Genomic DNA, 22,292 nt, shown 5'->3' on the forward strand with positions numbered 1-22,292 from the left:
ACTAGATGTTCTTAACGTCTAAACCTGCAAGCTGATGCCAGTAACCATTACATTGGCGGCTTTCAATCTTCATCGGTTTTTGACCTTGCTCGTTTGCTCTGAAGTTATTGATTTCAGAGAAGGTATCGATACCGAGTGGGCTTAAACGAACCACATCAACCAGGTCATGCATGTTTGGTAAATCGTTGACTAGGTTGTAGCAGTAGCCTGATTGCGTCTGGATGCCATTAAGGTTGAAGACTGATTGGCCTTCTTGGCTTTCTACTTGTAGCCCTGTTGGGTACTTGATACAGCAGGTTTCGCAATCGTCTTTAGCTTTGTTTTCAGCGCGAGCGGTAAAGCAGCGTGCCGAGTAAGCAAGCGGCAGGTAGCCGTGGCTAAACACTTCAACTTCGAACTTGTTACGAATATTTAGCTCTTCACACTGGGTCATCACGTTGCTTAGCCATTCGCGAGAAAGCTCAACCGGCATACACCAACGCGTCATACCTTGTTTCAAGAACAGGTTTAGCGTGCGTGCGTTGTAGGTGTTTACTGCAGGGCCAACCACGAAAGGTACTTTGCTTTCGCTGGCTAGTTGAATTGCAGACACATCATTGGCTTCGATAGCAAAGTCACCGTTATCAATGTACTTCTTCATGATGTTGACTTCGCTTGGCGCTTCGAGCAATGCCATGGTCGAGAGGACAACTTGCTTACCTGAAGTAGACAGCTCTTTAGCAATGTCCATCCAGTGTTTCGCTTTCATCTCACGACGCTTTGAACACACCGCTTCACCTAGGTAGATGATGTCGGCAGAGCTTGATTTCGCTTGCTCATAGAAGCTTTCAACGTCTTGTTTTGGCCAAAAATAAAGTAGAGGGCCTAATGCGTATTTCATTGAGTTCTCCATTTGGCTCTATTGCCATTTACGGTGATAAGCGCCAAGCGTGGTTTGTGTACCTTCAGATACATTCGCCAGTGTCGCATTCCAAGCTTGTTCCACTTGGTATTGTTCTGGGTTCGCTAAGTAGCGAGCGATAGCTGCGCGCCAAGTGCGAGTGACTTGTTCAACATAAGCAGGGCTGCGTTGGCGACCTTCAATCTTCACTGAGGCAACGTTTGCCGCGAAAAGCTCAGGCAACATGGATAGCGTGTTGAGGCTGGTGGGCTCTTCAAGTGCGTGATAGCGCTTACGTTCACCATCGATCTCGGCTTCAAAGCGGCCTTTACACAGCGTTGGATAACCTGCGTTTTCACCTGATTCATATTTATCGATAAGGATTTCGTTCAAGCGAGATTCGAGGCCAGTTTCTGTTTCTTGCCAGCGAACGTATTTCGCCGGAGAACAAGCACCAACGGTATTTGGTGACTCGCCTGTCATGTATGAAGAGAGGTAACAACGGCCTTCTGCCATGATACACAAGCTACCAAAAGCGAATACTTCAAGGTCAACGTCAGAAGTGATATTACGAGAAAGCTGTTTGACCTGATGAATCGACAACACACGCGGCAGTACGACACGCTTAACGTTGAAGTTTTTATGGTAGAAGTCGATAGCCGCCGCATTGGTCGCAGATGCTTGCACTGACAGGTGCAGTTCGAGATCTGGATACTTATTTGCTGCGTACTCAAGCACCGCAATGTCTGCGATGATCAGCGCATCAACACCCAGAGCTGCGGCGTTGTCTACGGCATTGGTCCAACGGTCGAAGCCATTTGGGTGAGCAAACGTATTTAGGGCAACATGAATTTTCTTGTTGTGGTCATGCACATACTGCACAGCACGATCGAGCTTTTTACCCGCAAAGTTTAGGCCTGCAAAGTGTCGGGCATTGGTATCGTCTTTGAATCCGATATAGACAGCATCCGCACCACAATCAATAGCGGTTTTCAAAGCAGGTAAGTTACCCGCTGGGCATAAGAGTTCCATTTGCTCACTACCAGTAGAATTAAGTTGAAGCGAGCATTTTATGAAGAATTGTGAATGACGGAATTGATGTAAGGCAGGTTTAGATGGATAAATCTGCTTTTACTCCGTTTGAGGTACTGACGAGTGACCGTTTTAGATGTTGGCTTGGTTTAAATATGAGGTACTTGAATTGGTTAGCTAGTTCTTATGACGGCGGTTTTGGGCAAACAACTCTTCGACATCTTGTTTCGGTTGCGGGCGATAGAAGTGGAAACCTTGAATCGAACTACAGTTGAGGTTCGATAGCAGAGTCGCTTGCTCACTGGTTTCGACACCTTCAGCAACCACGGTCAAATCGAGAGATTTACCTAGATTGATGATATTTTCAATCACTGTAATTTGCTTTGGTAGGGTATCGATATCCGAGATGAAAGCTCGGTCAATCTTAAGTTCATCAATCGGGAAGCGAGCAAGGTAAGACAGTGAAGAGTAACCAGTACCGAAATCATCAATGGAGAGAGCAAAGCCGAGTTTCTTGATGGCGTTAAGCATTTGAAGTGTGTGTTCACTATCACTCATTACCGCGCTTTCCGTTAGCTCGAACGTAATCGCACTTGGATCAAGCTCGGTCGAACGCAGCAATTTTTCCATGTAATCAATCAGCTTTGGATTCCCAAACTGTTCTGGAGATAGGTTGATCGCGACACGACCTGGAAGGATACCTTGCATCTTCCAGCGTTTAACCGTAGCAAATACTTCGCGCATCACCACTCTACCAAGTTGTTCGATAAGACCAGCTCTCTCCGCTACAGGAATGAACGCGGCCGGGCTGATATAACCTTCGACAGGATGCTTCCAACGTACCAGAGCTTCAGCGCCGTTGATGGTGAAATCACGGGCATTCACTTTCGGTTGATACCAAACCTCTAGTCCATTTTGTTGCAGCGCTTTTTGTAGCTCTATCTCAAGCCACAGTCGCATGCGCGCTTCTTTGTTCATCTGTTCGTTGAACTTGATCAGGCGGTTGCGACCACGATCTTTGGCTTCATACATTGCTGTGTCTGCATTTTGCAGCAAGATACGAGCATCAGTACCATCTTGAGGAAAGCTCACGCTACCAATCGAACAGGCTAAGCGTTTGCTAAAGTGGTGAAGATCGAAGGGTTGATTGATCAGAGATATGATCTTTTCAGCGAGCATTTCAGGTGTTCGTTGATGTTCAGGTTCTGGCAGGATAATACCAAACTCATCCCCGCCTAAATGCCCAATCACGGCCTTACGAGGCAGTAGGCGTTTAAGGCGCGAAGCGACCTCTTTTATCACCTTGTCACCGATGTGATGACCAAGTGAGTCATTGATATTCTTAAAGTTATCAATATCTAGATAGAGCATCACCACCTGCGTATCGTTGTGAATGAACTGCTCAAGACGCTTAGTAAACCCAACTCGGTTGTAGAGCTTGGTCAGTGCATCGATGTAGGCATCTTCACTGTTTGCCGGTGTATATTGTTTTGCGGTTTCTTGTGCGTCTTGGATAAGCACCAGCTGAGTGTTGCTTCCAAGAACGGTGGTGGAGTCGATGTTGAGCTGAACTTTACGTTCAAAGCCGCATCGGGCACCTGTTAAGCAAACCAAACCAGATTCAGAAATAATAGAGCTGAGGTTATTACTAAAGACTGTTTTGGTTTGTTCATCGATAAATAGGCGTCCCAACTCTTCGCCAATTAACTCTGTGGTTGAGTTAAAGCCAAGCAAGCGCGCTGCTGCTGGGTTGGATGACAAGATGTAGTCACTTTCAACGAGCAGTAATCCGTCTGGGAGTAGTTGAGATAGTTTGTGGAATTTGGCTTCAGACTCTTCTAAAGAACGGACAAGTACTTGGTTTTCTGATGTGTCAAAGGCGTGAAAGACGATGTAGTCGGTTTTGTTGCCATTGGTAAGCGGAGATAGGCTGAAATGAAGGCTGGTATCGAGGTCAGTTTCGTTGAGGGTGACTTCGGCCTCAATCGTTTCGCCACTGAATGCACGCTCATAGTAAGGCTTGAGATGTTGGTAGAACTGTTCGCCCAATGTTTGGCGGTCATTCATGCCTGCAAGCTCTGTTTGACTCAAACCAGCAATATCGCAGTAACGCTCATTCACCATAAAATAGTTATGTTGAGCATCAAGTACTGCAAAAAAGAACGGACTATTTGCAGTTAGCTGGGTAAACCAATGTTGTAGTTGCTGGGGAGGCATCAAAGTACTACCAATTCTCCAAGAGCTTGAATATTCACTATCGATAAATATTTATTACTTTTTGTGTGGCTATCGATATTTACCTGTGAGTGCAGCGATCCGCTGTAATTCTCATTACCTGAGTTACTATAACTGTGATTTTCAGGATATTAAAGGTCGAGTATCAAACAGAAGTTAATTTGATACATAACAGTAACTGAGATCTCAACATCATCTATGATGCATTCCATATTATTGACAAAGTTACGGATAAGTCACGTGATAAACAAGATTCGCACTCAACTAGTTCAAAATGCCGCATCAATTTTGCGATCTCCAGTCCAGTTATTGCCTAAAACAGTACAAAAAAAAGCCTTATTGGAGGCGCTTAAGAATGTCTTCAAGGAAGCTTTAGAGGACGGTGACTTTGAGTTTTTAGAAGACAAATGGCTGAAAGTCTCAATAAAAGACATGGGGTTAAGTTGGTGTATTAGCTACAAAAATGAGCAACTGGTTGTAGCTGATGAAGAGGTGGCTGAAGATGTAAGCTTTAGCGGCAATCTTAACGATCTTGTGTTGATTGCGGGGCGTAAAGAAGACCCAGATACGCTTTTCTTCCAACGTAGACTGTCTATTGAAGGCGATACCGAGCTCGGTTTAGAAGTCAAAAACTTGATGGATAGCGTAGATTTGGACTTATTGCCGACTCCTATGAAAACTTTGTTAAATCAATTAGCTGATTTTGTGCAGAAGGGAGTACAATCCCCAGATACACAAAGTGAGGTAATGAATGCTTATTCGAACTGAAGCACCGGCAGATATACTTGTCATTGATCGTTTATTGAAATCTGTTTTTGAAACAGATGCAGAAGCTAACTTGGTTATGAGCTTGCGTGAGAATAGCCATTTAACGCTATCGCTGGTGGCTTGTTCTGATGAAGGCGAGGTGGTTGGTCACCTGATGTTTAGCCCTATCACTCTTGATGGCGACGATCATAACTGGCAAGGGCTTGCGCCTCTCGCTGTGAAAGAAGAGTTCCGCAATCAAGACATTGCCAAATCTCTAGTTGAAGATGCGTTTTCCACTTTGGTTGATTTTGGTTACCCAGCTTGCGTTGTGCTTGGTGACCCTGCTTATTACAGCCGCTTTGGTTTCAAGGCTGCGAGCGAGTTTGGCCTGAGTTGTGTTTGGGATGTGCCTGAAGGTGCTTTCCAAGCGATCGAATTGGTAGACGGTGCATTTACTGGACATGCTGGTGAGATTGCTTACAGCCCAGAGTTCAACGACTTATAAGCTGATTTATCACGCAATAAGATACAAACTGATTTAGTCTAAATAAAGGAGCTTGATGCTCCTTTATTTTTTGTTAGTATCAGCCCAGTTCTAATAAGTGTTCTTTCAATAGAGGCAGCTTTCACAAAACTAGTTCTAACAAACTTCTTGTTTCAATAAACTTTGGCTCCAATAAACTTAAGGTTACTACCGCTAGATATGTCACAAACACACGCGCAATACCTACAAGAGATGGGCATTAGCCAATGGGAACTAAGTCACCCAGAGCGTTTAGCAGGTTATGAATCTGAATTGACTCCGCTCTCGAACGATTGCAAGTTACTGTTGGTTTCGCCTGAAAAACCTCAGGAAGATCTCGCCGTGATGTTTGAGCGAGTACTCAAAAGTATCAAACTCGACTTATCTCAGGCTTTACACCTTCAACCGCAACACTTGTCTACTGTGGATTTAGGTTCGGTTGAGTGGGTATGGTTTGCTGGTTGTGAGTCGCCTCAAGAGCTGAAGGCTAAAACACTTCAATCGCCATTACTGTCTGACATTAACGGTAACACCCAACACCGCCGCGACTTATGGCAACAAATTTGTGCTTATGACTAATCAATTTTTACCGACTTCACAACAACACCTAGATGCCATTTGGCAGATAGAGCAGGCCGCGCATTCTCACCCTTGGTCTGAAAACATGATCCGAGATCTTGATAGCCGAGGCGCTTGTCATCATGTGCTTGAAGTCGATGGGCAAGTGGTCGGGTACTTCTTCGCGCAGAATATCGTTGGCGAAGTCACGCTGCTTAATATTGCGGTAGACCCAAGCCAGCAAGGCAAAGGGTATGGAAAAGCGTTAACGGAACATTTCCTTGATATGTGCGAACAAGCTGACGCAGAAAGCGCTTGGCTAGAAGTTCGCGAAAGTAATGTGAATGCGTTTAATCTTTACGAAAAGGCCGGTTTTAATGAAGTTGATCGCCGTCGTAACTATTATCCAACCAAGCAAGGCAACGAAGACGCCATCATTATGAGCTATCTTTTTATGTCTTTTAGCTAGGGCGTGTTGATCTTTCGTGAGTGTTTTTTGAACAGCATGGTAAAGAGTTATAATTTGCTTCGCCAAAAGTAAAACCATAACCAATACCATGCCAAGAACAATGCTAACTGATATTCGCTGGGAACTGCTACTCCAAGTTATGAAAAGTACAGGTCGTATTTACGATAAAACTGAACATCGAATGACATTTGAAGGAATACTTTATCGAATGAGAACAGGTATTCCTTGGCGAGATCTACCCTCTGAGTTCGGAGAGTGGAGTACCGTTTACAGACGATTTAATCTTTGGTCAAAGAAAGGGATTTTAGATAATCTTTTCAAAAGCTTATCTAACATGGCTGATTTTGAATGGGTATTTCTTGATGGCTCTATAGTTAGAGCACATCAGCATAGTACAGGTGCAGCTACTGAAAGTTCAGAGCAAATAGGAAAAAGTCGCGGGGGCAACTCAACCAAAATTCACTTAGCCGTAGATAGTGGTGGCCTGCCGATTTGCTTTGATTTATCAGAGGGACAACGCCACGATATAGTGCATGCCGAAAGCTTAGTTGAGCAACTCGATGAAGTTAATACCATCGTTTGTGATAAAGGATATGACAGCGAACCTTTCCGTATTTTTGTTAAGGAACGTGGCGGAGAAACGGTAATTGCTAAACGCAATTACGGACAAGATATAGACAAAGACAGTATGGATTGGTGTTTATACAAGTATCGTCACTTGGTCGAAAATGCCTTTGGGAGAATTAAGCATTATCGAGCTATTTCAAGTAGATATGACAAGCTAGAAAGGAATTATGCCAGCATGTTATCGCTGGCATTCATGTTAATGTGGCTACCGATGTATTGTTGAACGCGAAATGTACAGCAAAGATCAACACGCCCTAGTCATACTGTAGCTTTTAGCTAAGCAGAGAGTACGCGAAAAATAGGGTGTAAACTGACCCTTTAGAAAGTGACACGCTTTCTGTATAATCCGCACACAGAATTCAAGGGCAAGTATTATCTACTTGCCCTTTTTACGCTTTAGATCAGCAAAGGGCGACTATGTCTTTCCAACAAGAAGTGAGCAAACGTAGAACGTTTGCGATTATCTCTCACCCGGATGCGGGTAAAACCACGATTACTGAAAAAGTTCTTTTATTCGGAAACGCGATTCAAAAAGCGGGTACCGTAAAAGGCCGTGGCTCTAACCAGCACGCTAAATCTGACTGGATGGAGATGGAAAAAGAACGTGGTATCTCGGTAACTACGTCGGTAATGCAATTCCCATACAATGATTGCCTAGTAAACCTACTAGATACTCCAGGACACGAAGATTTCTCGGAAGATACGTACCGTACGCTAACAGCGGTTGACTCTTGTTTGATGGTTATCGATGCTGCGAAAGGTGTCGAGGATCGTACTCGTAAACTAATGGAAGTAACACGTCTGCGTGATACGCCAATCGTAACGTTTATGAACAAACTTGACCGTGACGTTCGTGATCCAATGGAAGTGCTTGATGAAGTAGAGAGCGAGCTAGGTATGGCTTGTGCTCCAATCTCATGGCCAATTGGTTGTGGAAAAGAGTTTAAAGGTGTTTACCACATTCATCGTGATGAAACGATCTTGTATGAATCTGGCCACGGCCATGAGATCCAAGAAGTTCGCATCATCAAAGGTCTAGATAACCCTGAGCTAGATGAAGCGGTAGGTGCTGATCTTGCGGAAAGCGTACGTGAAGAGCTAGAGCTTGTTATCGGTGCTTGCCCTGAGTTTGATCACGAACTGTTCCTTGCGGGTGAACTAACGCCGGTTTACTTCGGTACTGCATTAGGTAACTTTGGTGTTGACCATATGCTTGATGGTCTAACGAAATGGGCTCCAGCGCCTCAAACGCGTCAAGCTAACGAGCGTGATGTTGAAGCGACAGAAGAGAAGTTTTCTGGCTTCGTATTTAAGATCCAAGCAAACATGGACCCTAAACACCGTGACCGTATCGCATTCATGCGTATCGTGTCGGGTACTTACAACCAAGGTATGAAGATGAACCATGTTCGTACTGGTAAGAGTGTAAGTATCTCTGATGCGGTAACCTTCATGGCGGGTGACCGTGCTCGTGCTGAGAAAGCATACGCGGGTGATATTATCGGTCTACATAACCACGGTACTATCCAGATTGGTGATACCTTTACTCAAGGTGAGAGCCTTAAGTTCGCTGGTATTCCTAACTTTGCACCTGAGCTATTCCGTCGTATCCGTCTACGCGATCCACTGAAGCAGAAGCAACTTCTAAAAGGCTTAGTGCAGCTTTCAGAAGAGGGCGCAGTACAAGTATTCCGTCCTATGCAGAACAACGACCTGATCGTTGGTGCGGTTGGTGTGCTTCAGTTCGACGTGGTTGTAGCGCGCTTGAAAGCGGAATACAACGTAGAAGCTATCTACGAAGGTGTTAACGTTGCAACAGCTCGCTGGGTTGAATGTGATGACGCTAAGAAACTAGAAGAATTCAAACGTAAGAACCAATCTAACCTTGCGCTAGATGGCGGTGACAACCTGTCTTACATCGCACCAACTATGGTGAACTTGAACCTTGCTTCTGAACGCTTCCCTGAAGTTCAGTTCCGAGCGACGCGCGAGCACTAATTTCTCCGCGATCTATTCGAGTTAAACAAAAACGTCTATTGTTCTGCAATAGGCGTTTTTTAATGCGTTTTATTTGAGGTTTAAAGGCTGAGGTTAGAAGCAGTTATGTTGGGTTGGATAAAAGCTTGGGTTAGGAAATACGATAAGTGGTGTGAAGAGCTTGGCTTAATGCCTGAGAACAAGCGCAGTTGTGTTGCTTATCGTCGTGATCCTCAAGGGAAACAAACAGAGAGTAGGGAAGATGACACAGCAAATAAGTGACTTTCCGCTGTTTGATACTCATTGCCATGCGGATTTTGAGGCGTTTGAGCAACATATTGTAATTGATCAGGGAACTACACTTGATCAAAGTATTGATGGCTATCTTAAAGAAGCAAAGCAAGCTCAAGTCGAGAAGTTAATCATCCCTTCTATTGGCCAAAGTAACTGGAGGAAGCTCGATGAAATCGCTCAATCTCACCCCAATGTTTACTATGCATTAGGCTTCCATCCTTACTTTTTAGAGCAGGCCAATGACGAACAATTTTCGGAACTTCGCCAATTACTCTCTTCAAAAAACAGCCAATGTGTCGCGATAGGTGAGTGCGGGCTCGACTTTTTTGTGGACGTTGAACGAGAGAAACAAGAGCGCTTTTTCATCCAACAAATGGAACTTGCCAAGGCGTTTGAGCTGCCTTTAATCATCCATGAGAGGAAGTCTTATAACCGACTTATCGAGCTAATAAAGCAGCATAAGTTCACCTTAGGTGGTGTGATTCACGGCTTTTCAGGGAGTGAACAGCAAGCTTTAGCGTGGATCAAGCTCGGTTTCTATATTGGCGTCGGTGGAACGATAACTTACCCGAGAGCGCAAAAAACACGCACAACCATGGCAAAATTGCCCCTTGAATGTCTGGTATTGGAAACGGATGCTCCGGACATGCCCCTGTATGGAAACCAAGGAAATGTTAATCATTCCAAATATTTAGTTACGATCTTAAATGAACTTTTTTTGCTTAGAAAAGAGCCAAAGCAATCGATTGCAGCGCAAATTTGGCAAAATAGCCATCGCGCATTCGGTATATGTGAATAAAACCGAAGGTTTTTGTTTATCGTTTGCGTAAATTGCACTGAGCTTGTGATTTGGCTCACATTTGCGTGTGAATGGTACATGAATCTTCTACGAAAGTGTGAGGACGGCATTACTTTATTAGTGGTCGCATGAGTATAATTGCCTCCGCTTTATAGCCCCATTTTGTAACACGCCAATAAATAACTAATAAGGAAGTCATAAACTATGAGCCTGTTTATGAGCCTAGTCGGAATGGTTGCACTGATCGCAATCGCAGTACTACTATCTGACAACCGCAAAGCTATTAATCTAAGAACAGTGGGTGGCGCTTTCGCTATCCAATTCGCACTTGGTGCATTCGTACTTTACATCCCTTGGGGTCGTGATCTACTTGCAGGTTTCTCTGCTGGTGTAGCAAACGTGATCGACTACGGTAAAGACGGTACTGGTTTCCTATTCGGCAGCCTAGTTAACTTTTCAGTTGACGGTATCGGTTTCATCTTTGCTTTCCAAGTACTACCAACTCTGATTTTCTTCTCTGCACTTATCTCTGTACTTTACTACATTGGTGTTATGCAAATTGTAATCAAAGTTCTTGGTGGTGGTCTTCAGAAAGCTCTAGGTACTTCTCGCGCCGAGTCTATGTCTGCAGCAGCAAACATCTTCGTTGGTCAAACTGAAGCACCTCTAGTTGTTCGTCCATTTGTTCCTAAAATGACTAACTCTGAACTATTCGCAGTAATGTGTGGTGGTTTGGCTTCTGTAGCTGGTGGTGTACTAGCAGGTTACGCATCTATGGGTGTACCTCTAGAGTACCTAGTTGCAGCGTCATTCATGGCAGCACCTGGTGGTCTACTATTCGCTAAAATCATCAAGCCTGAAACAGATACGCCAGACGACAACATCGCTGACGAAATGGACGGTGGCGATGACAAACCAGCTAACGTTATCGACGCAGCAGCAGGTGGCGCATCAGTTGGTCTACAACTAGCACTTAACGTTGGTGCAATGCTACTAGCATTCATCGGTCTAATTGCTCTAATCAACGGTATCCTAGGTGGCATCGGTGGTTGGTTCGGTATGGAAAACCTAACTCTAGAACTTCTTCTAGGTTGGATCTTCGCACCGCTAGCATTCATCATTGGTGTTCCATGGGAAGAAGCAACTATCGCTGGTTCTTTCATTGGTCAGAAGACAGTTGTTAACGAATTCGTTGCATACCTAAACTTCGTACCATACGTTGGTGAAAACGCTCAAGTTGTTGCAGCAACTGGTCAAGTGATGTCTGAGAAGACTCAAGCTATCATCGCATTCGCACTATGTGGTTTCGCAAACCTTTCTTCAATTGCGATTCTTCTAGGTGGTCTAGGTGGTATTGCACCAAGCCGTCGCCACGACATCGCACGTATGGGTGTTAAAGCGGTAATTGCTGGTACTCTATCTAACCTGATGGCAGCAACAATTGCTGGCTTCTTCCTGTCTTTCTAATTAGTTAGAAATCGATATATAGACGCCATAATAATATCGCCCCGTAGCAAGAAATTGCTGCGGGGCTTTTTTGTTTTTAGGCCTAGTGATTCTTTGGCATAAGCATCAGCTTGAAGTCGATTAATGGGTCTAGAATGTTTTTTTGAGATACAAACCGTTTGCGTTCTAAGGAGCACTACAATTTATTGATGGATACCTATAATGTATAAGCTAAAGGGATAGGATGTCTCTGTTGGCAAGAAAGTAACCTCGAAATCAACTCGAACGTTATTCTTCTGGGATTAAGCCAAAATTAGCGATACGCTATAGATGTTAGACACAACATGACTGATTTGTTGTGCCATAGACCAAACTGGTACTGTGCGGTGACAAGGATTGCAATTGGTAGCGAAAGTTATCAAGTCTTCAGGGAACCAAGTCCGTTCATTTGTGGCTACTGAGCATTACTAAAATATCCATCTATACTGGATGGAGGGCGAAGTAGTTAACTATTTGAATATATTGATCGGAGATAGAAATGAGCGATTTAAAAGCAGCAGCTCTACGTGCACTTAAACTTATGGATCTAACTACGCTAAATGACGATGACACTACAGAAAAAGTAGTGGCGCTTTGTCATGACGCGAAGACTGCAGTAGGCAACACCGCTGCAATCTGTATTTACCCTCGCTTTATCCCAGCAGCTAAGAAAGCGTTGCGTGAGCAAGGTACTCCAGAAGTACGCATTGCGACTGTAACTAACTTCCCTCATGGTAATGACGACATCGAAATTGCTGTTGCAGAAACAAAAGCAGCGGTAGCGTACGGCGCAGACGAAGTTGACGTAGTATTCCCATACCGTGCTCTTATTGCTGGCAACGAAGAAGTTGGCTTTGAGCTAGTTAAACAGTGTAAAGCAGCTTGTGGTGACATCACGCTTAAAGTGATCATCGAAACAGGTGAATTGAAAGAAGAAGCACTGATCAAGAAAGCTTCTCAAATCTGTATCGAAGCAGGTGCAGACTTCATCAAAACTTCAACAGGTAAAGTGCCAGTAAACGCGACTCCAGAGTACGCGCGCATGATGCTTGAAGTTATTCGTGACATGGGCGTTGCTAAAACAGTTGGTTTCAAACCAGCTGGTGGCGTACGTACTGCTGAAGATGCAGCACTATACCTAGCAATGGCTGATGAGCTACTAGGCGCTGAGTGGGCAGACAACATGCACTACCGTTTTGGTGCTTCAAGCCTACTAACTAACCTTCTTAATACATTAGAAGTGACAGACCAGACTGCTGATCCAGCAGCATACTAATATCCCAATCGGGTGTAACAAAATTTAGTCTGTTTGATGGAGTGGCGTTAAGTCACTCCACATTACCTCTTTCCCTACAAACCATACTCACTAGAGTTTGGGAGGCACTAATGTATCTACCTCAAGAAATTATTCGCAGAAAACGTGATGGCGAAGTCCTAACAGCGGAAGAAATTAACTTCTTCATTCAAGGTGTCGCTAAAAACACGGTTTCTGAAGGCCAAATTGCAGCATTCGCAATGGCTATCTTCTTTAATGAAATGACAATGCCAGAGCGTATCGCACTAACGTGTGCAATGCGTGATTCAGGCATGGTGATTGACTGGAGCCACATGAACTTTGATGGCCCAATCGTTGATAAACACTCTACTGGTGGTGTTGGTGACGTAACTTCTCTGATGCTTGGCCCTATGGTTGCAGCATGTGGCGGTTTCGTTCCAATGATCTCTGGTCGTGGTTTAGGCCACACTGGCGGTACGCTAGACAAGCTTGAATCTATCCCTGGCTACAACATTACACCAACCAATGATGTGTTCGGTGCAGTAACGAAAGATGCTGGTGTAGCGATCATCGGTCAAACAGGCGATCTAGCTCCTGCTGACAAGCGTGTTTACGCAACTCGTGATATCACAGCAACAGTCGATAACATCTCGCTAATCACGGCTTCAATCCTATCTAAGAAACTGGCTGCTGGCCTTGATTCTCTAGTGATGGATGTAAAAGTAGGTTCAGGCGCATTCATGCCGACTTACGAAGCATCTGAAGAGCTAGCGAAATCTATCGTTGCAGTAGCAAACGGTGCGGGTACGAAAACAACAGCAATCCTAACGGACATGAACCAAGTTCTGGCTTCTTCAGCGGGTAACGCAGTAGAAGTTCGTGAAGCGGTTCAATTCTTAACAGGCGAATACCGTAATCCACGCTTGTTAGAGATCACTCTAGCATCGTGTGCTGAAATGTTGGTGCTGGGTAACCTAGCTAAAGATTCAGACAAAGCGCGCGAAAAACTGATGGCAGTACTGGATAACGGTAAAGCAGCAGAGTGCTTCGGTAAAATGGTAGCGGGCCTTGGTGGTCCAGCAGATTTCGTAGCGAACTACGATAACTACCTAGAAAAAGCAGAAATTGTTAAGCCAGTGTACGCGCTAGAAAGCGGTGTGGTATCAGCAATGGATACTCGTGCAATTGGTATGGCTGTGGTTGGTATGGGCGGTGGTCGTCGCGTAGCAACTGACAGCATTGATTACGCAGTCGGTTTTGATCACTTCATTCGCCTAGGTGAAGTAGCAAGTGAAGATAAGCCATTAGCAATGATTCATGCTCGCAACGAACAACAGTGGCAAGAAGCTGCAACTGCATTACAAAATGCAATCACTGTGGGCGGAGAATATACAGCAACGCCAGACGTTTACCGTCAGATTCGTTCTGAAGACGTGTAAATAACAGATATCGGTATGCCTCGCGTATACCGATAAACAGAGTTCTGGTGCAAAGAGCAATAAGTTGGTGAAGAAAATGAAAAGAGCATTTATTTTAGTTTTAGATTCATTCGGTATCGGTGAAACAGCGGATGCGGACAAATTTGGTGATGTAGGTTCTGACACTATGGGCCACATCGCAGATCATTGTGACCAAGGTCTTGCAGACAATGCAGATCGTAAAGGTTCACTGACGCTGCCAAACCTGTCTAAGCTAGGTCTAGCGATGGCTCATAAAGAGTCTACAGGTCGTTTTGCTCCTGGTATGGATGCAGACGCTGAAATCATTGGCGCTTACGGTCACGCTGCTGAGCTTTCTTCTGGTAAAGACACGCCATCAGGTCACTGGGAAATCGCGGGTGTTCCTGTACTGTTTGACTGGGGCTACTTCACCGACAAAGAGAACAGCTTTCCAAAAGAACTGACTGACCGCATCCTTGAGCGTGCAGGCCTGTCTGGTTTCTTAGGTAACTGCCACTCATCTGGCACGGAAATCCTAGATAACCTAGGTGAAGAGCACATGAAGACTGGCCTGCCTATCTTCTATACTTCTGCAGACTCTGTTTTCCAGATCGCTTGTCACGAAGAGACATTCGGCCTGCAGAACCTATTAGACCTTTGTCAGATTGCTCGTGAAGAGCTAGAAGACTACAACATTGGTCGTGTTATCGCTCGTCCGTTCATTGGCCCAGGTAAAGGTCAATTCGAACGTACTGGTAACCGTCGTGACCTTTCTGTTGAGCCACCTGCAGCCACCATTCTTCAGAAGTTGGTTGATGAGAAGGGCGGTAACGTTCACTCAATCGGTAAGATCTCTGATATCTACGCGGGGTGTGGCATCACTCAGAAAACCAAAGCAACAGGTATCCCTGCGCTATTTGAAGCAACCAAAGAAGCGATCAATGAAGCGGGCGACAACACTATCGTGTTCACTAACTTCGTTGATTTCGACTCAGCTTATGGCCACCGCCGTGATGTTGCTGGTTACGCAGCGGCACTTGAGTACTTCGATGGTCGCATCAATGAAATCGTCGATATGATGAAAGAAGATGATGTGCTTATCCTAACGGCTGACCACGGTTGTGATCCGACATGGCCAGGTACAGACCATACTCGTGAGCACATCCCTGTGATTGTTTACGGTCAGAAGGTTCCAGCCGGTTCTTTAGGCCGTCGCGATACGTTCGCTGATATCGGTCAGAGCTTAGCGTCATACTTTGGTACATCGCCAATGGGACACGGTACAAGCTTTCTATAATAGTTAACGAAGAGAGAGGGAAACCTCTCTCTTCTTTTTTTGTTTTGAGATTAAGGATATTTTCAATGGCTACTCCACATATTAATGCTGAAATGGGTGATTTCGCTGACGTAGTTTTAATGCCAGGCGACCCGCTACGTGCTAAATACATCGCTGAAACCTTCTTAGAAGAAGTGGTTCAAGTGTGCGACGTTCGCAACATGTTTGGTTACACCGGTACTTACAAAGGTCGTAAGGTTTCGGTAATGGGACACGGTATGGGTATTCCATCTTGTTCTATTTACGCGACTGAGCTGATCAAAGACTTTGGTGTGAAGAAGATCATTCGTGTGGGTAGTTGTGGTGCAGTGAGCGAAGATATCAAAGTGCGTGATGTGGTGATCGGCATGGGCGCATGTACTGACTCTAAAGTGAACCGTATTCGTTTTAAAGATCATGACTTTGCGGCTATTGCGGATTACAAAATGGTGCGCGCGGCAGAAGATGCAGCCAAAGCTCTCGGTGTCGGTGTAAAAGTCGGTAACCTGTTCTCGGCTGAGCTGTTCTACACGCCAGATCCAGAAATGTTCGAAGTAATGGACAAATACGGCATTGTTGGCGTAGAGATGGAAGCAGCTGGCATCTATGGTGTATGTGCTGAATACGGCGCAAAAGCTCTAACGATTTGTACTGTTTCTGACCACATCAAGACTGGTGAGCAAACGACATCAGATGAACGTCAAACGACTTTCAACGACATGATGGTTATCGCACTAGACTCAGTGTTGCTTGGCGACCAAGAATAATCTTGATTTGTCTTAGCTTGATAAGTTAACAGATAACAAAAACCCCGCTGCCTGAGCGTCGGGGCTTTTTATTTGATTGCGATATTTATTCTCAGTCTAGTGTCTTTATTGTCAGCCTAGTGTGTCTATGAGCTTACATTCTTCAACAGTAAGTTCTCACCAGACTTAGTCGGTCTTCTGCGAATCAGCATGATGAACAACACGCCACTCACAAACCCCATCAACACCATACCGATCATGTAGCGATCACTTTTGCGGTAGTGGTGATCAGAAATCGCCGTCATTTTACCGGTTTCAAAAGTCACTCGAATAAAGCCGATGATCGTTTTCTCTGGAGAATAAATAGGTTCAACTAACTGTTGTCTGCCGATACTTGCTGTTGAAAGTGGCGTATCTAAGCCTAGAACCTCGCGTACCGAGAGGGCTTTTTCGCTCGAAGCCAGTCGAATACCCTCTGCATCATAGATGGTGGTATCGAACACCAGTCGGTCTTGAGATAGCTGGTTAGTCAGATCAAGCAATCGCTCTTGGTCTTGTTGCGTGATCATCTTGCTGGCTGAAAGGGATGCCTGAGAGATAAGCAGCTTGGTAAGAGTTTCCAACTGTTTTGCTTGGATCTTCTCGTTACCTTTACTGATCACGACCGTATTTTTAATCGTTACAACGAACATGGTAGCCAACAAAATGAGGGCTAGCATTCGTAAAGCGTTACGTATTGAGAACAATGATTCATTCATGTTTCACGAAGCCTGAAATAAACAAATGTTATGATTAAGACATATTGAGACTTGCGTTTTCAAATTGCAATAGGTTAACGTTTAGCATAGTTAATTAGGAATCATACACATGGACGCTCAGAAATATCTGCCGATAAAAAGGCATACGACATTATTAACTCGACTCCCCGAGACTCGTTTCGCTTCTCAACTCGCTAAATCCAAGGCCAATTGGATTGTGTTTGGTGAGTACCTATCTCCACAATCTTTCGATGACATCGACTTTTTCACTGGCACTTACAACACCATCCTCGATACGTGGAAGGTTGGGCATTATGAAGTGGCTTTGATGTCAGGCAATCTAACGCCAGCACACGAAGAAATCCTCCAAGCGCTAAAGCTTGATTATGCTTGCCTTAGCGAGGTCCCAGACTTATCTAAGCCAGGTTTGATCGTGATGGATATGGATTCCACAGCGATTCAAATTGAATGCATCGATGAGATTGCCAAGCTAGCCGGAGTGGGAGAGCTAGTCTCTGAAATCACAGAAAGAGCAATGCAAGGCGAGCTCGACTTTGAACAGAGCCTGCGCCAACGAGTAGGAGCACTGAAAGGTGCGGATGAGTCGATATTAGAGCAAGTGCGTCAGTCATTGCCATTCATGCCAGACTTGGTCGGACTGGTGAATACTCTAAACAAACTTGGTTGGAAAACTGCGATTGCATCAGGCGGCTTTACTTACTTCTCTGACTACCTGAAAGATACCCTTGATCTTGACTATGCTCAGTCGAATACGCTTGAGATCGTCAATGGTAAGTTAACGGGTGAAGTCTTAGGTGATGTTGTTTCGGCGCAGACCAAAGCGGATATCTTGGTAGAGTTGGCTGAAGAGTACGAATTGGAACTGCACAATACTGTTGCCGTTGGTGATGGTGCCAATGACTTGGTGATGATGGGTTCTGCAGGATTAGGCATTGCCTACCACGCAAAACCAAAAGTAGAGCAGCAAGCTCAAACCGCTGTGCGTTACGCAGGTTTAGGCGGGGTGCTGTGTATCTTGTCGGGTGTATTGGCTAAGCAGCAGAAGATCAGCTGGCGAGCGAAACCTTAGGGGTTCTACCTAAGTGCTATTGGCTATGTATCTTATTTAGCTATAGTGGCTCAGACACAAAAAAAGCAGGCTATCAACCTGCTTTTTCTATTTTAATTTTAAGTTAAGACGCGGTTCGAAGTTAGCGTGTCAGCTCTAATCGAATCAACACTTCATCGGTAATGTCTTCTATCTCGCCATAACCGATAAATGCCGTCACTTCATTCTCTAGTTTCTTAGCTTGATGCATACTGATGCGTGAAAGCTCTTCTAAATCAGACTGGAATAAACTCGTTAGCGGATTAAAGATAGGTGCCGTCGTGACTCGCAATACATACACGTCACCTAAGTGCTGCGCTTTCTTAATGAATAAGATGCGTTCTTTTGCTGAGGCGAAGTCTTTAACCAACTTGGTGTGTACCGATTGGATCTTGTCGCCAAACTTTACCGCAGCAATGTACACGTCATGATGCTTCGGTTCTGCACCTTCAATTCTTTTTAGTGGCTCAGCCAACAGTGAGTTGGTGTGACCCTTGAAGATTGGCTCCAGTGAGAACTTTTGGTTGTGACCAAGTTTAGCAAGTAACGTTAGATGCTTATTCAGTGGGAAATTCACACCAATGATCTTACAGCGCAGCGTTGAACTTGGCTTATCAATGAATATTGGGTTACTGACCATCTTGCTCAACAAAATGTTGTGCAGTGATTCGAGTAGCGAATGTGTTGGCAGTATTTCTTGCTTCTTAATCAGCTTACTTTGGTTTTGATCGATAAGCCCATTAAGAAAAGCGATGGTACGCATTGTCTTGGCGTTCTCAGCAATAACCAACTGCACGTTACGGCCATTCGGGCTCACTCGAATCACGTGGTAAGGCACAGTGCTCAGGGGCAGGTTCTTGTCATAGAGCTGCAGTTCATTGAAGTTCACTAATACCGGATCATTAATCTTGAGTACCATTGGGTGTTCAAGGCTAATGCTCAGTCCACGCTTCGAGATATCTAAGGTGTGTCCGTTCGCCGCTGCGCCATCTTGTGATGTGAGTTGCAACGGTGACTTAAATTGGTATCTCGGCTCCTTACGACGAGTCTGAGAGTCAAAGTAGATGCTTTGAATATTACCGACGACAGTACGCGGGTGACGGAAGCGGTTCAGTTCACTGCTTGGAATCCGTGGCTTCTCACTTAATAAATAATCAGCCGCACTTTCGTGATCGCCGATCTCTTGCAAGATTCCGCAATGCGTCAGTTGAGCTGAGCTTTGAGCCAGCGTATCCGAGTGTTTAGCTAATGCTTGTCGCTCGGTGTCTGACAGTTCGAAAACCGAGAACTTGAACGCCTTCCAACTTTTACGCTTACCACCGATATGCCAGAACAGTTGTCTTTGTTCACGAGAGGCTTCAGGTAGCATCATTGAATAGAACAAGGTCTTGTTTTGGTGTTCATGGGTAAAAGAGTAGATAACGTTACTGGTTCCCTTCACTCCTGGTTTCGCCAGTAGGTTCATACGTTGCTCGTTGAACAGGGTGCCCAGCGCTTGTTGATTACGCTCGTCGTGCCAATATTGCCATAAAGGATGGTTATTATCCGTCAGTAGGGCAAGCTTGAGTTCGCTGCCGCTGAAAAACAGGGGAAGGTTACAAGTGTGCTTTAGATAGGTGTGTTCGATTCCTCGAGTACGAGTTCGAATGACCCTATCTTGATTCTCATGGCTGGTTTTCTTACTGGTGCTATTTAAAGACTCATCGAGTAAGCGAGCCACAATATTGTTGTCGCTTACCTTGATGGTTCTTAGAAATTTGACCGCGTTGTTCTCATAAGATTCGTCGATACCCAAAACACGAAATTCAACCGCTTGGTTAACATCGTTTTCTTGGGACTTTTCGATAAGCTCTGAGAACTTAACGCTGATGATCTCGCCGAGGTTGTATCGAAAGGCGCTAGGCACCTTGAACTTTGCACCTGACGGGGATATATCAACCGTTACACCATGTAGGCTTTGACCTTTCGATGTGGTGATCTCGACCTGCGAGCTAATCTTGAGTCTGTTCTCTTGGCGTTTTAAGTCGTAACCTAGGTTAATAGCTTCCGCTTCGTACGGGCTATTGGCGCTAGTAATGTCATGGTTACCTTGAGAAGACGTTTTAACAACGCTCAGAGGCTGAGTTCGCGGAGTCATTACTAACTCCCATGCGCCTTCTGTGTAACCTTTAAATTTTTTAGTACCACGTTGATACGCGTTTAACGCGATGTCATCGAGCCAGTGCTTACGGCCGTCTAACGTGAACTGACGACATTCATTATCAATGCGCCCACGTAAATCAATGCTCTTTGTACACGGAGCCATGATACGATTCAGTTCCATTTTAACCAGCAGTTTTAGAGACGGAGATTCGCCTTCTGTCATTTGAGAAAGAAGGAATTCGAAATCTTCGGCGTGGTAGGCCGGGATAAGACGTTCTGCTACAGATAGAATTTCAGATTGCTGCATACTTTTCTTGTTAGAATGGACGGTGCATTTATGTTATCGACTAGTTTAAATCGATCTTTAAGTATAAGTGGTATGACTGCAATGTTTATTTTCATCCGTACGGTCAAATAAGTCACAAATTGACAACAGCATTGTGTAACTGAGTAAATTATTGAGGTTTTATGGCTAAGGCAAAACGAGCTTATGTGTGTAATGACTGTGGTGCTGACTTTCCACGTTGGCAGGGGCAGTGCAACGCATGTGGTGCTTGGAACACGATTACAGAAGTTAGGTTAGCCGCTTCACCTCAAGTAGCGCGCAATGAAAGATTATCTGGTTATGCAGGTGCAGTAACAGAATCGAGCGTTCAGACATTATCTGAAATTAATCTACAAGAAGTACCACGCTTTAGTAGTGGCTTCAAAGAACTCGACCGCGTACTCGGTGGTGGTGTTGTCCCTGGGGCTGCGATCCTGATTGGTGGTAACCCAGGCGCGGGTAAATCAACATTATTATTGCAGACCATGTGTCAGCTCTCTTCTCAACTGCCGACTCTTTATGTAACAGGTGAAGAATCCCTACAGCAGGTTGCAATGCGCGCCTCTCGACTCGGATTACCAAAAGAGCACCTAAAGATGCTCTCTGAAACCAACGTAGATAAGATCTGTCAGGTTGCTGAAAAAGAACAGCCAAAGATCATGGTTATCGACTCAATCCAAGTTATGCACGTTGCCGATGTTCAATCTTCACCGGGCAGTGTTGCTCAGGTTCGTGAATCGGCAACCGCATTAACGCGCTACGCAAAACAGAATAACGTTGCCGTGTTCTTAGTTGGACACGTAACTAAAGACGGCACCTTAGCCGGGCCAAAAGTACTTGAGCACATTATTGACTGTTCTGTTCTATTAGATGGCGGAACCGATAGCCGTTTTAGAACACTGCGCAGTCACAAAAACCGTTTTGGTGCGGTCAATGAGCTTGGCGTGTTTGCCATGACAGGACAAGGACTAAAAGAAGTCAGCAACCCATCGGCTATCTTCTTATCTCGTGGCGAAGAAGAAACCTCGGGCAGTTCGGTGATGGTTGTGTGGGAAGGTACTCGTCCATTGCTTGTTGAAATCCAAGCGCTGGTGGATTATTCCCAGCTGGCTAACCCGCGTCGTGTCGCTGTCGGCCTAGAGCAAAACAGGCTTTCGTTGTTATTAGCTGTGCTGCATAAACACGGCGGCTTACAAATGGCTGACCAAGATGTGTTTGTGAATGTCGTCGGTGGTGTTAAAGTAACCGAAACCAGTGCTGATCTTGCGTTGGTGATGGCTCTACTTTCAAGTTTCAGAGATCGCGCATTGCCAAAAGATGTGGTGGTATTTGGAGAAGTAGGCCTAGCGGGTGAGATTCGACCGGTACCGAGCGGACAAGAGCGTTTAAATGAAGCATTTAAACACGGCTTTAAGAAAGCAATCGTACCGGCAGCAAACATGCCTAAAGGTGGCATTCCTGGAATGCAGATCCATGGCGTGAAAAAATTATCAGAAGCAATTAATGCTTTTGATGAGTTGTAATTGAGCTCACTTCAGCTACTCTATACAGCAG

At 44.9% G+C, this 22,292-nt stretch carries 20 protein-coding genes; 15 read left to right on the forward strand and 5 right to left on the reverse strand.

Annotated features, from left to right (window positions below):
• Position 1 precedes the first annotated feature (1 nt).
• The 3 genes from OCV19_RS03040 to OCV19_RS03050 all read right to left on the reverse strand — a co-directional run bounded on the left by OCV19_RS03040 (position 2) and on the right by OCV19_RS03050 (position 4,129).
• The gene (locus OCV19_RS03040) at positions 2–880 is read right to left on the reverse strand and encodes a U32 family peptidase (RefSeq protein WP_065676716.1); all 879 of its coding nucleotides are present in this window, start codon (positions 878–880) and stop codon (positions 2–4) included.
• A gap of 18 nt (positions 881–898) precedes the next feature.
• Positions 899–1,912: a ubiquinone anaerobic biosynthesis protein UbiU gene (ubiU, locus tag OCV19_RS03045; RefSeq protein ID WP_065676717.1), complete on the reverse strand. Its 1,014-nt coding sequence runs from the start codon at positions 1,910–1,912 to the stop codon at positions 899–901.
• A 177-nt stretch (positions 1,913–2,089) separates the two neighbouring features.
• Positions 2,090–4,129, reverse strand: a complete 2,040-nt coding sequence (locus tag OCV19_RS03050; RefSeq protein WP_065676718.1) for a bifunctional diguanylate cyclase/phosphodiesterase — start codon at positions 4,127–4,129, stop codon at positions 2,090–2,092.
• A 258-nt stretch (positions 4,130–4,387) separates the two neighbouring features.
• Between OCV19_RS03050 and ubiT the strand changes: the two genes are divergently transcribed.
• The 13 genes from ubiT (at position 4,388) to deoD (ending at position 16,426) form a co-directional block, all read left to right on the forward strand.
• Positions 4,388–4,915, forward strand: coding sequence for a ubiquinone anaerobic biosynthesis accessory factor UbiT (ubiT, locus tag OCV19_RS03055; protein WP_065676719.1), 528 nt, complete (start codon positions 4,388–4,390; stop codon positions 4,913–4,915).
• Complete coding sequence (locus tag OCV19_RS03060; RefSeq protein ID WP_065676720.1) at positions 4,899–5,402, forward strand: GNAT family N-acetyltransferase; 504 nt, start codon at positions 4,899–4,901, stop codon at positions 5,400–5,402. Before ubiT ends, OCV19_RS03060 begins: the two co-directional genes overlap by 17 nt.
• A gap of 198 nt (positions 5,403–5,600) precedes the next feature.
• Entirely contained in the window at positions 5,601–5,999 is a 399-nt protein-coding gene (locus OCV19_RS03065; RefSeq protein WP_065676721.1) for a DNA polymerase III subunit psi, read from the forward strand.
• Positions 5,992–6,447, forward strand: coding sequence for a ribosomal protein S18-alanine N-acetyltransferase (gene rimI / locus OCV19_RS03070; RefSeq protein ID WP_050633586.1), 456 nt, complete (start codon positions 5,992–5,994; stop codon positions 6,445–6,447). Before OCV19_RS03065 ends, rimI begins: the two co-directional genes overlap by 8 nt.
• A gap of 88 nt (positions 6,448–6,535) precedes the next feature.
• The gene (locus tag OCV19_RS03075; protein WP_086738309.1) at positions 6,536–7,297 is read left to right on the forward strand and encodes an IS5 family transposase; all 762 of its coding nucleotides are present in this window, start codon (positions 6,536–6,538) and stop codon (positions 7,295–7,297) included.
• Between the two features lie 194 nt (positions 7,298–7,491).
• Positions 7,492–9,072 (forward strand): peptide chain release factor 3, encoded by a 1,581-nt coding sequence (gene prfC, locus OCV19_RS03080; RefSeq protein ID WP_017059244.1) that lies wholly within the window; start codon positions 7,492–7,494, stop codon positions 9,070–9,072.
• A 105-nt stretch (positions 9,073–9,177) separates the two neighbouring features.
• A complete protein-coding gene (locus OCV19_RS03085) occupies positions 9,178–9,333 on the forward strand; it encodes a DUF5363 family protein (RefSeq protein WP_167352286.1) in 156 nt (51 codons plus the stop codon).
• Positions 9,314–10,144: a TatD family hydrolase gene (locus tag OCV19_RS03090; RefSeq protein ID WP_065676561.1), complete on the forward strand. Its 831-nt coding sequence runs from the start codon at positions 9,314–9,316 to the stop codon at positions 10,142–10,144. Before OCV19_RS03085 ends, OCV19_RS03090 begins: the two co-directional genes overlap by 20 nt.
• 204 nt (positions 10,145–10,348) lie before the next feature.
• Positions 10,349–11,611 carry a NupC/NupG family nucleoside CNT transporter gene (locus OCV19_RS03095; RefSeq protein WP_017058833.1) on the forward strand — a complete coding sequence of 421 codons (1,263 nt, stop codon included), beginning with the start codon at positions 10,349–10,351 and terminating at the stop codon, positions 11,609–11,611.
• 517 nt (positions 11,612–12,128) lie between these two features.
• Positions 12,129–12,905, forward strand: coding sequence for a deoxyribose-phosphate aldolase (gene deoC / locus OCV19_RS03100; RefSeq protein ID WP_010436196.1), 777 nt, complete (start codon positions 12,129–12,131; stop codon positions 12,903–12,905).
• 110 nt (positions 12,906–13,015) lie between these two features.
• Complete coding sequence (deoA, locus tag OCV19_RS03105) at positions 13,016–14,344, forward strand: thymidine phosphorylase (RefSeq protein ID WP_065676562.1); 1,329 nt, start codon at positions 13,016–13,018, stop codon at positions 14,342–14,344.
• 76 nt (positions 14,345–14,420) lie between these two features.
• A complete protein-coding gene (locus tag OCV19_RS03110; protein WP_052878856.1) occupies positions 14,421–15,641 on the forward strand; it encodes a phosphopentomutase in 1,221 nt (406 codons plus the stop codon).
• A gap of 65 nt (positions 15,642–15,706) precedes the next feature.
• On the forward strand, positions 15,707–16,426 hold the full coding sequence (gene deoD / locus OCV19_RS03115) for a purine-nucleoside phosphorylase (RefSeq protein WP_017063285.1): 720 nt from the start codon (positions 15,707–15,709) through the stop codon (positions 16,424–16,426).
• A 125-nt stretch (positions 16,427–16,551) separates the two neighbouring features.
• On the opposite strand, the gene OCV19_RS03120 is transcribed toward deoD, so the two are convergent.
• Positions 16,552–17,163 (reverse strand): YtjB family periplasmic protein, encoded by a 612-nt coding sequence (locus tag OCV19_RS03120; RefSeq protein ID WP_076655999.1) that lies wholly within the window; start codon positions 17,161–17,163, stop codon positions 16,552–16,554.
• 109 nt (positions 17,164–17,272) lie between these two features.
• On the opposite strand from OCV19_RS03120, the gene serB reads away from it, so the two are divergent.
• A complete protein-coding gene (gene serB, locus OCV19_RS03125; RefSeq protein WP_065676563.1) occupies positions 17,273–18,253 on the forward strand; it encodes a phosphoserine phosphatase in 981 nt (326 codons plus the stop codon).
• A 121-nt stretch (positions 18,254–18,374) separates the two neighbouring features.
• Here serB and OCV19_RS03130 read toward each other — a convergent pair whose 3' ends face one another.
• On the reverse strand, positions 18,375–20,720 hold the full coding sequence (locus OCV19_RS03130) for a PilZ domain-containing protein (protein ID WP_059020103.1): 2,346 nt from the start codon (positions 20,718–20,720) through the stop codon (positions 18,375–18,377).
• Between the two features lie 161 nt (positions 20,721–20,881).
• On the opposite strand from OCV19_RS03130, the gene radA reads away from it, so the two are divergent.
• Positions 20,882–22,261, forward strand: a complete 1,380-nt coding sequence (gene radA, locus OCV19_RS03135) for a DNA repair protein RadA (protein WP_017058826.1) — start codon at positions 20,882–20,884, stop codon at positions 22,259–22,261.
• Positions 22,262–22,292: the final 31 nt, after the last annotated feature.

It is taken from the genome of Vibrio celticus, assembly GCF_024347335.1.
Lineage (GTDB): Bacteria > Pseudomonadota > Gammaproteobacteria > Enterobacterales > Vibrionaceae > Vibrio > Vibrio celticus.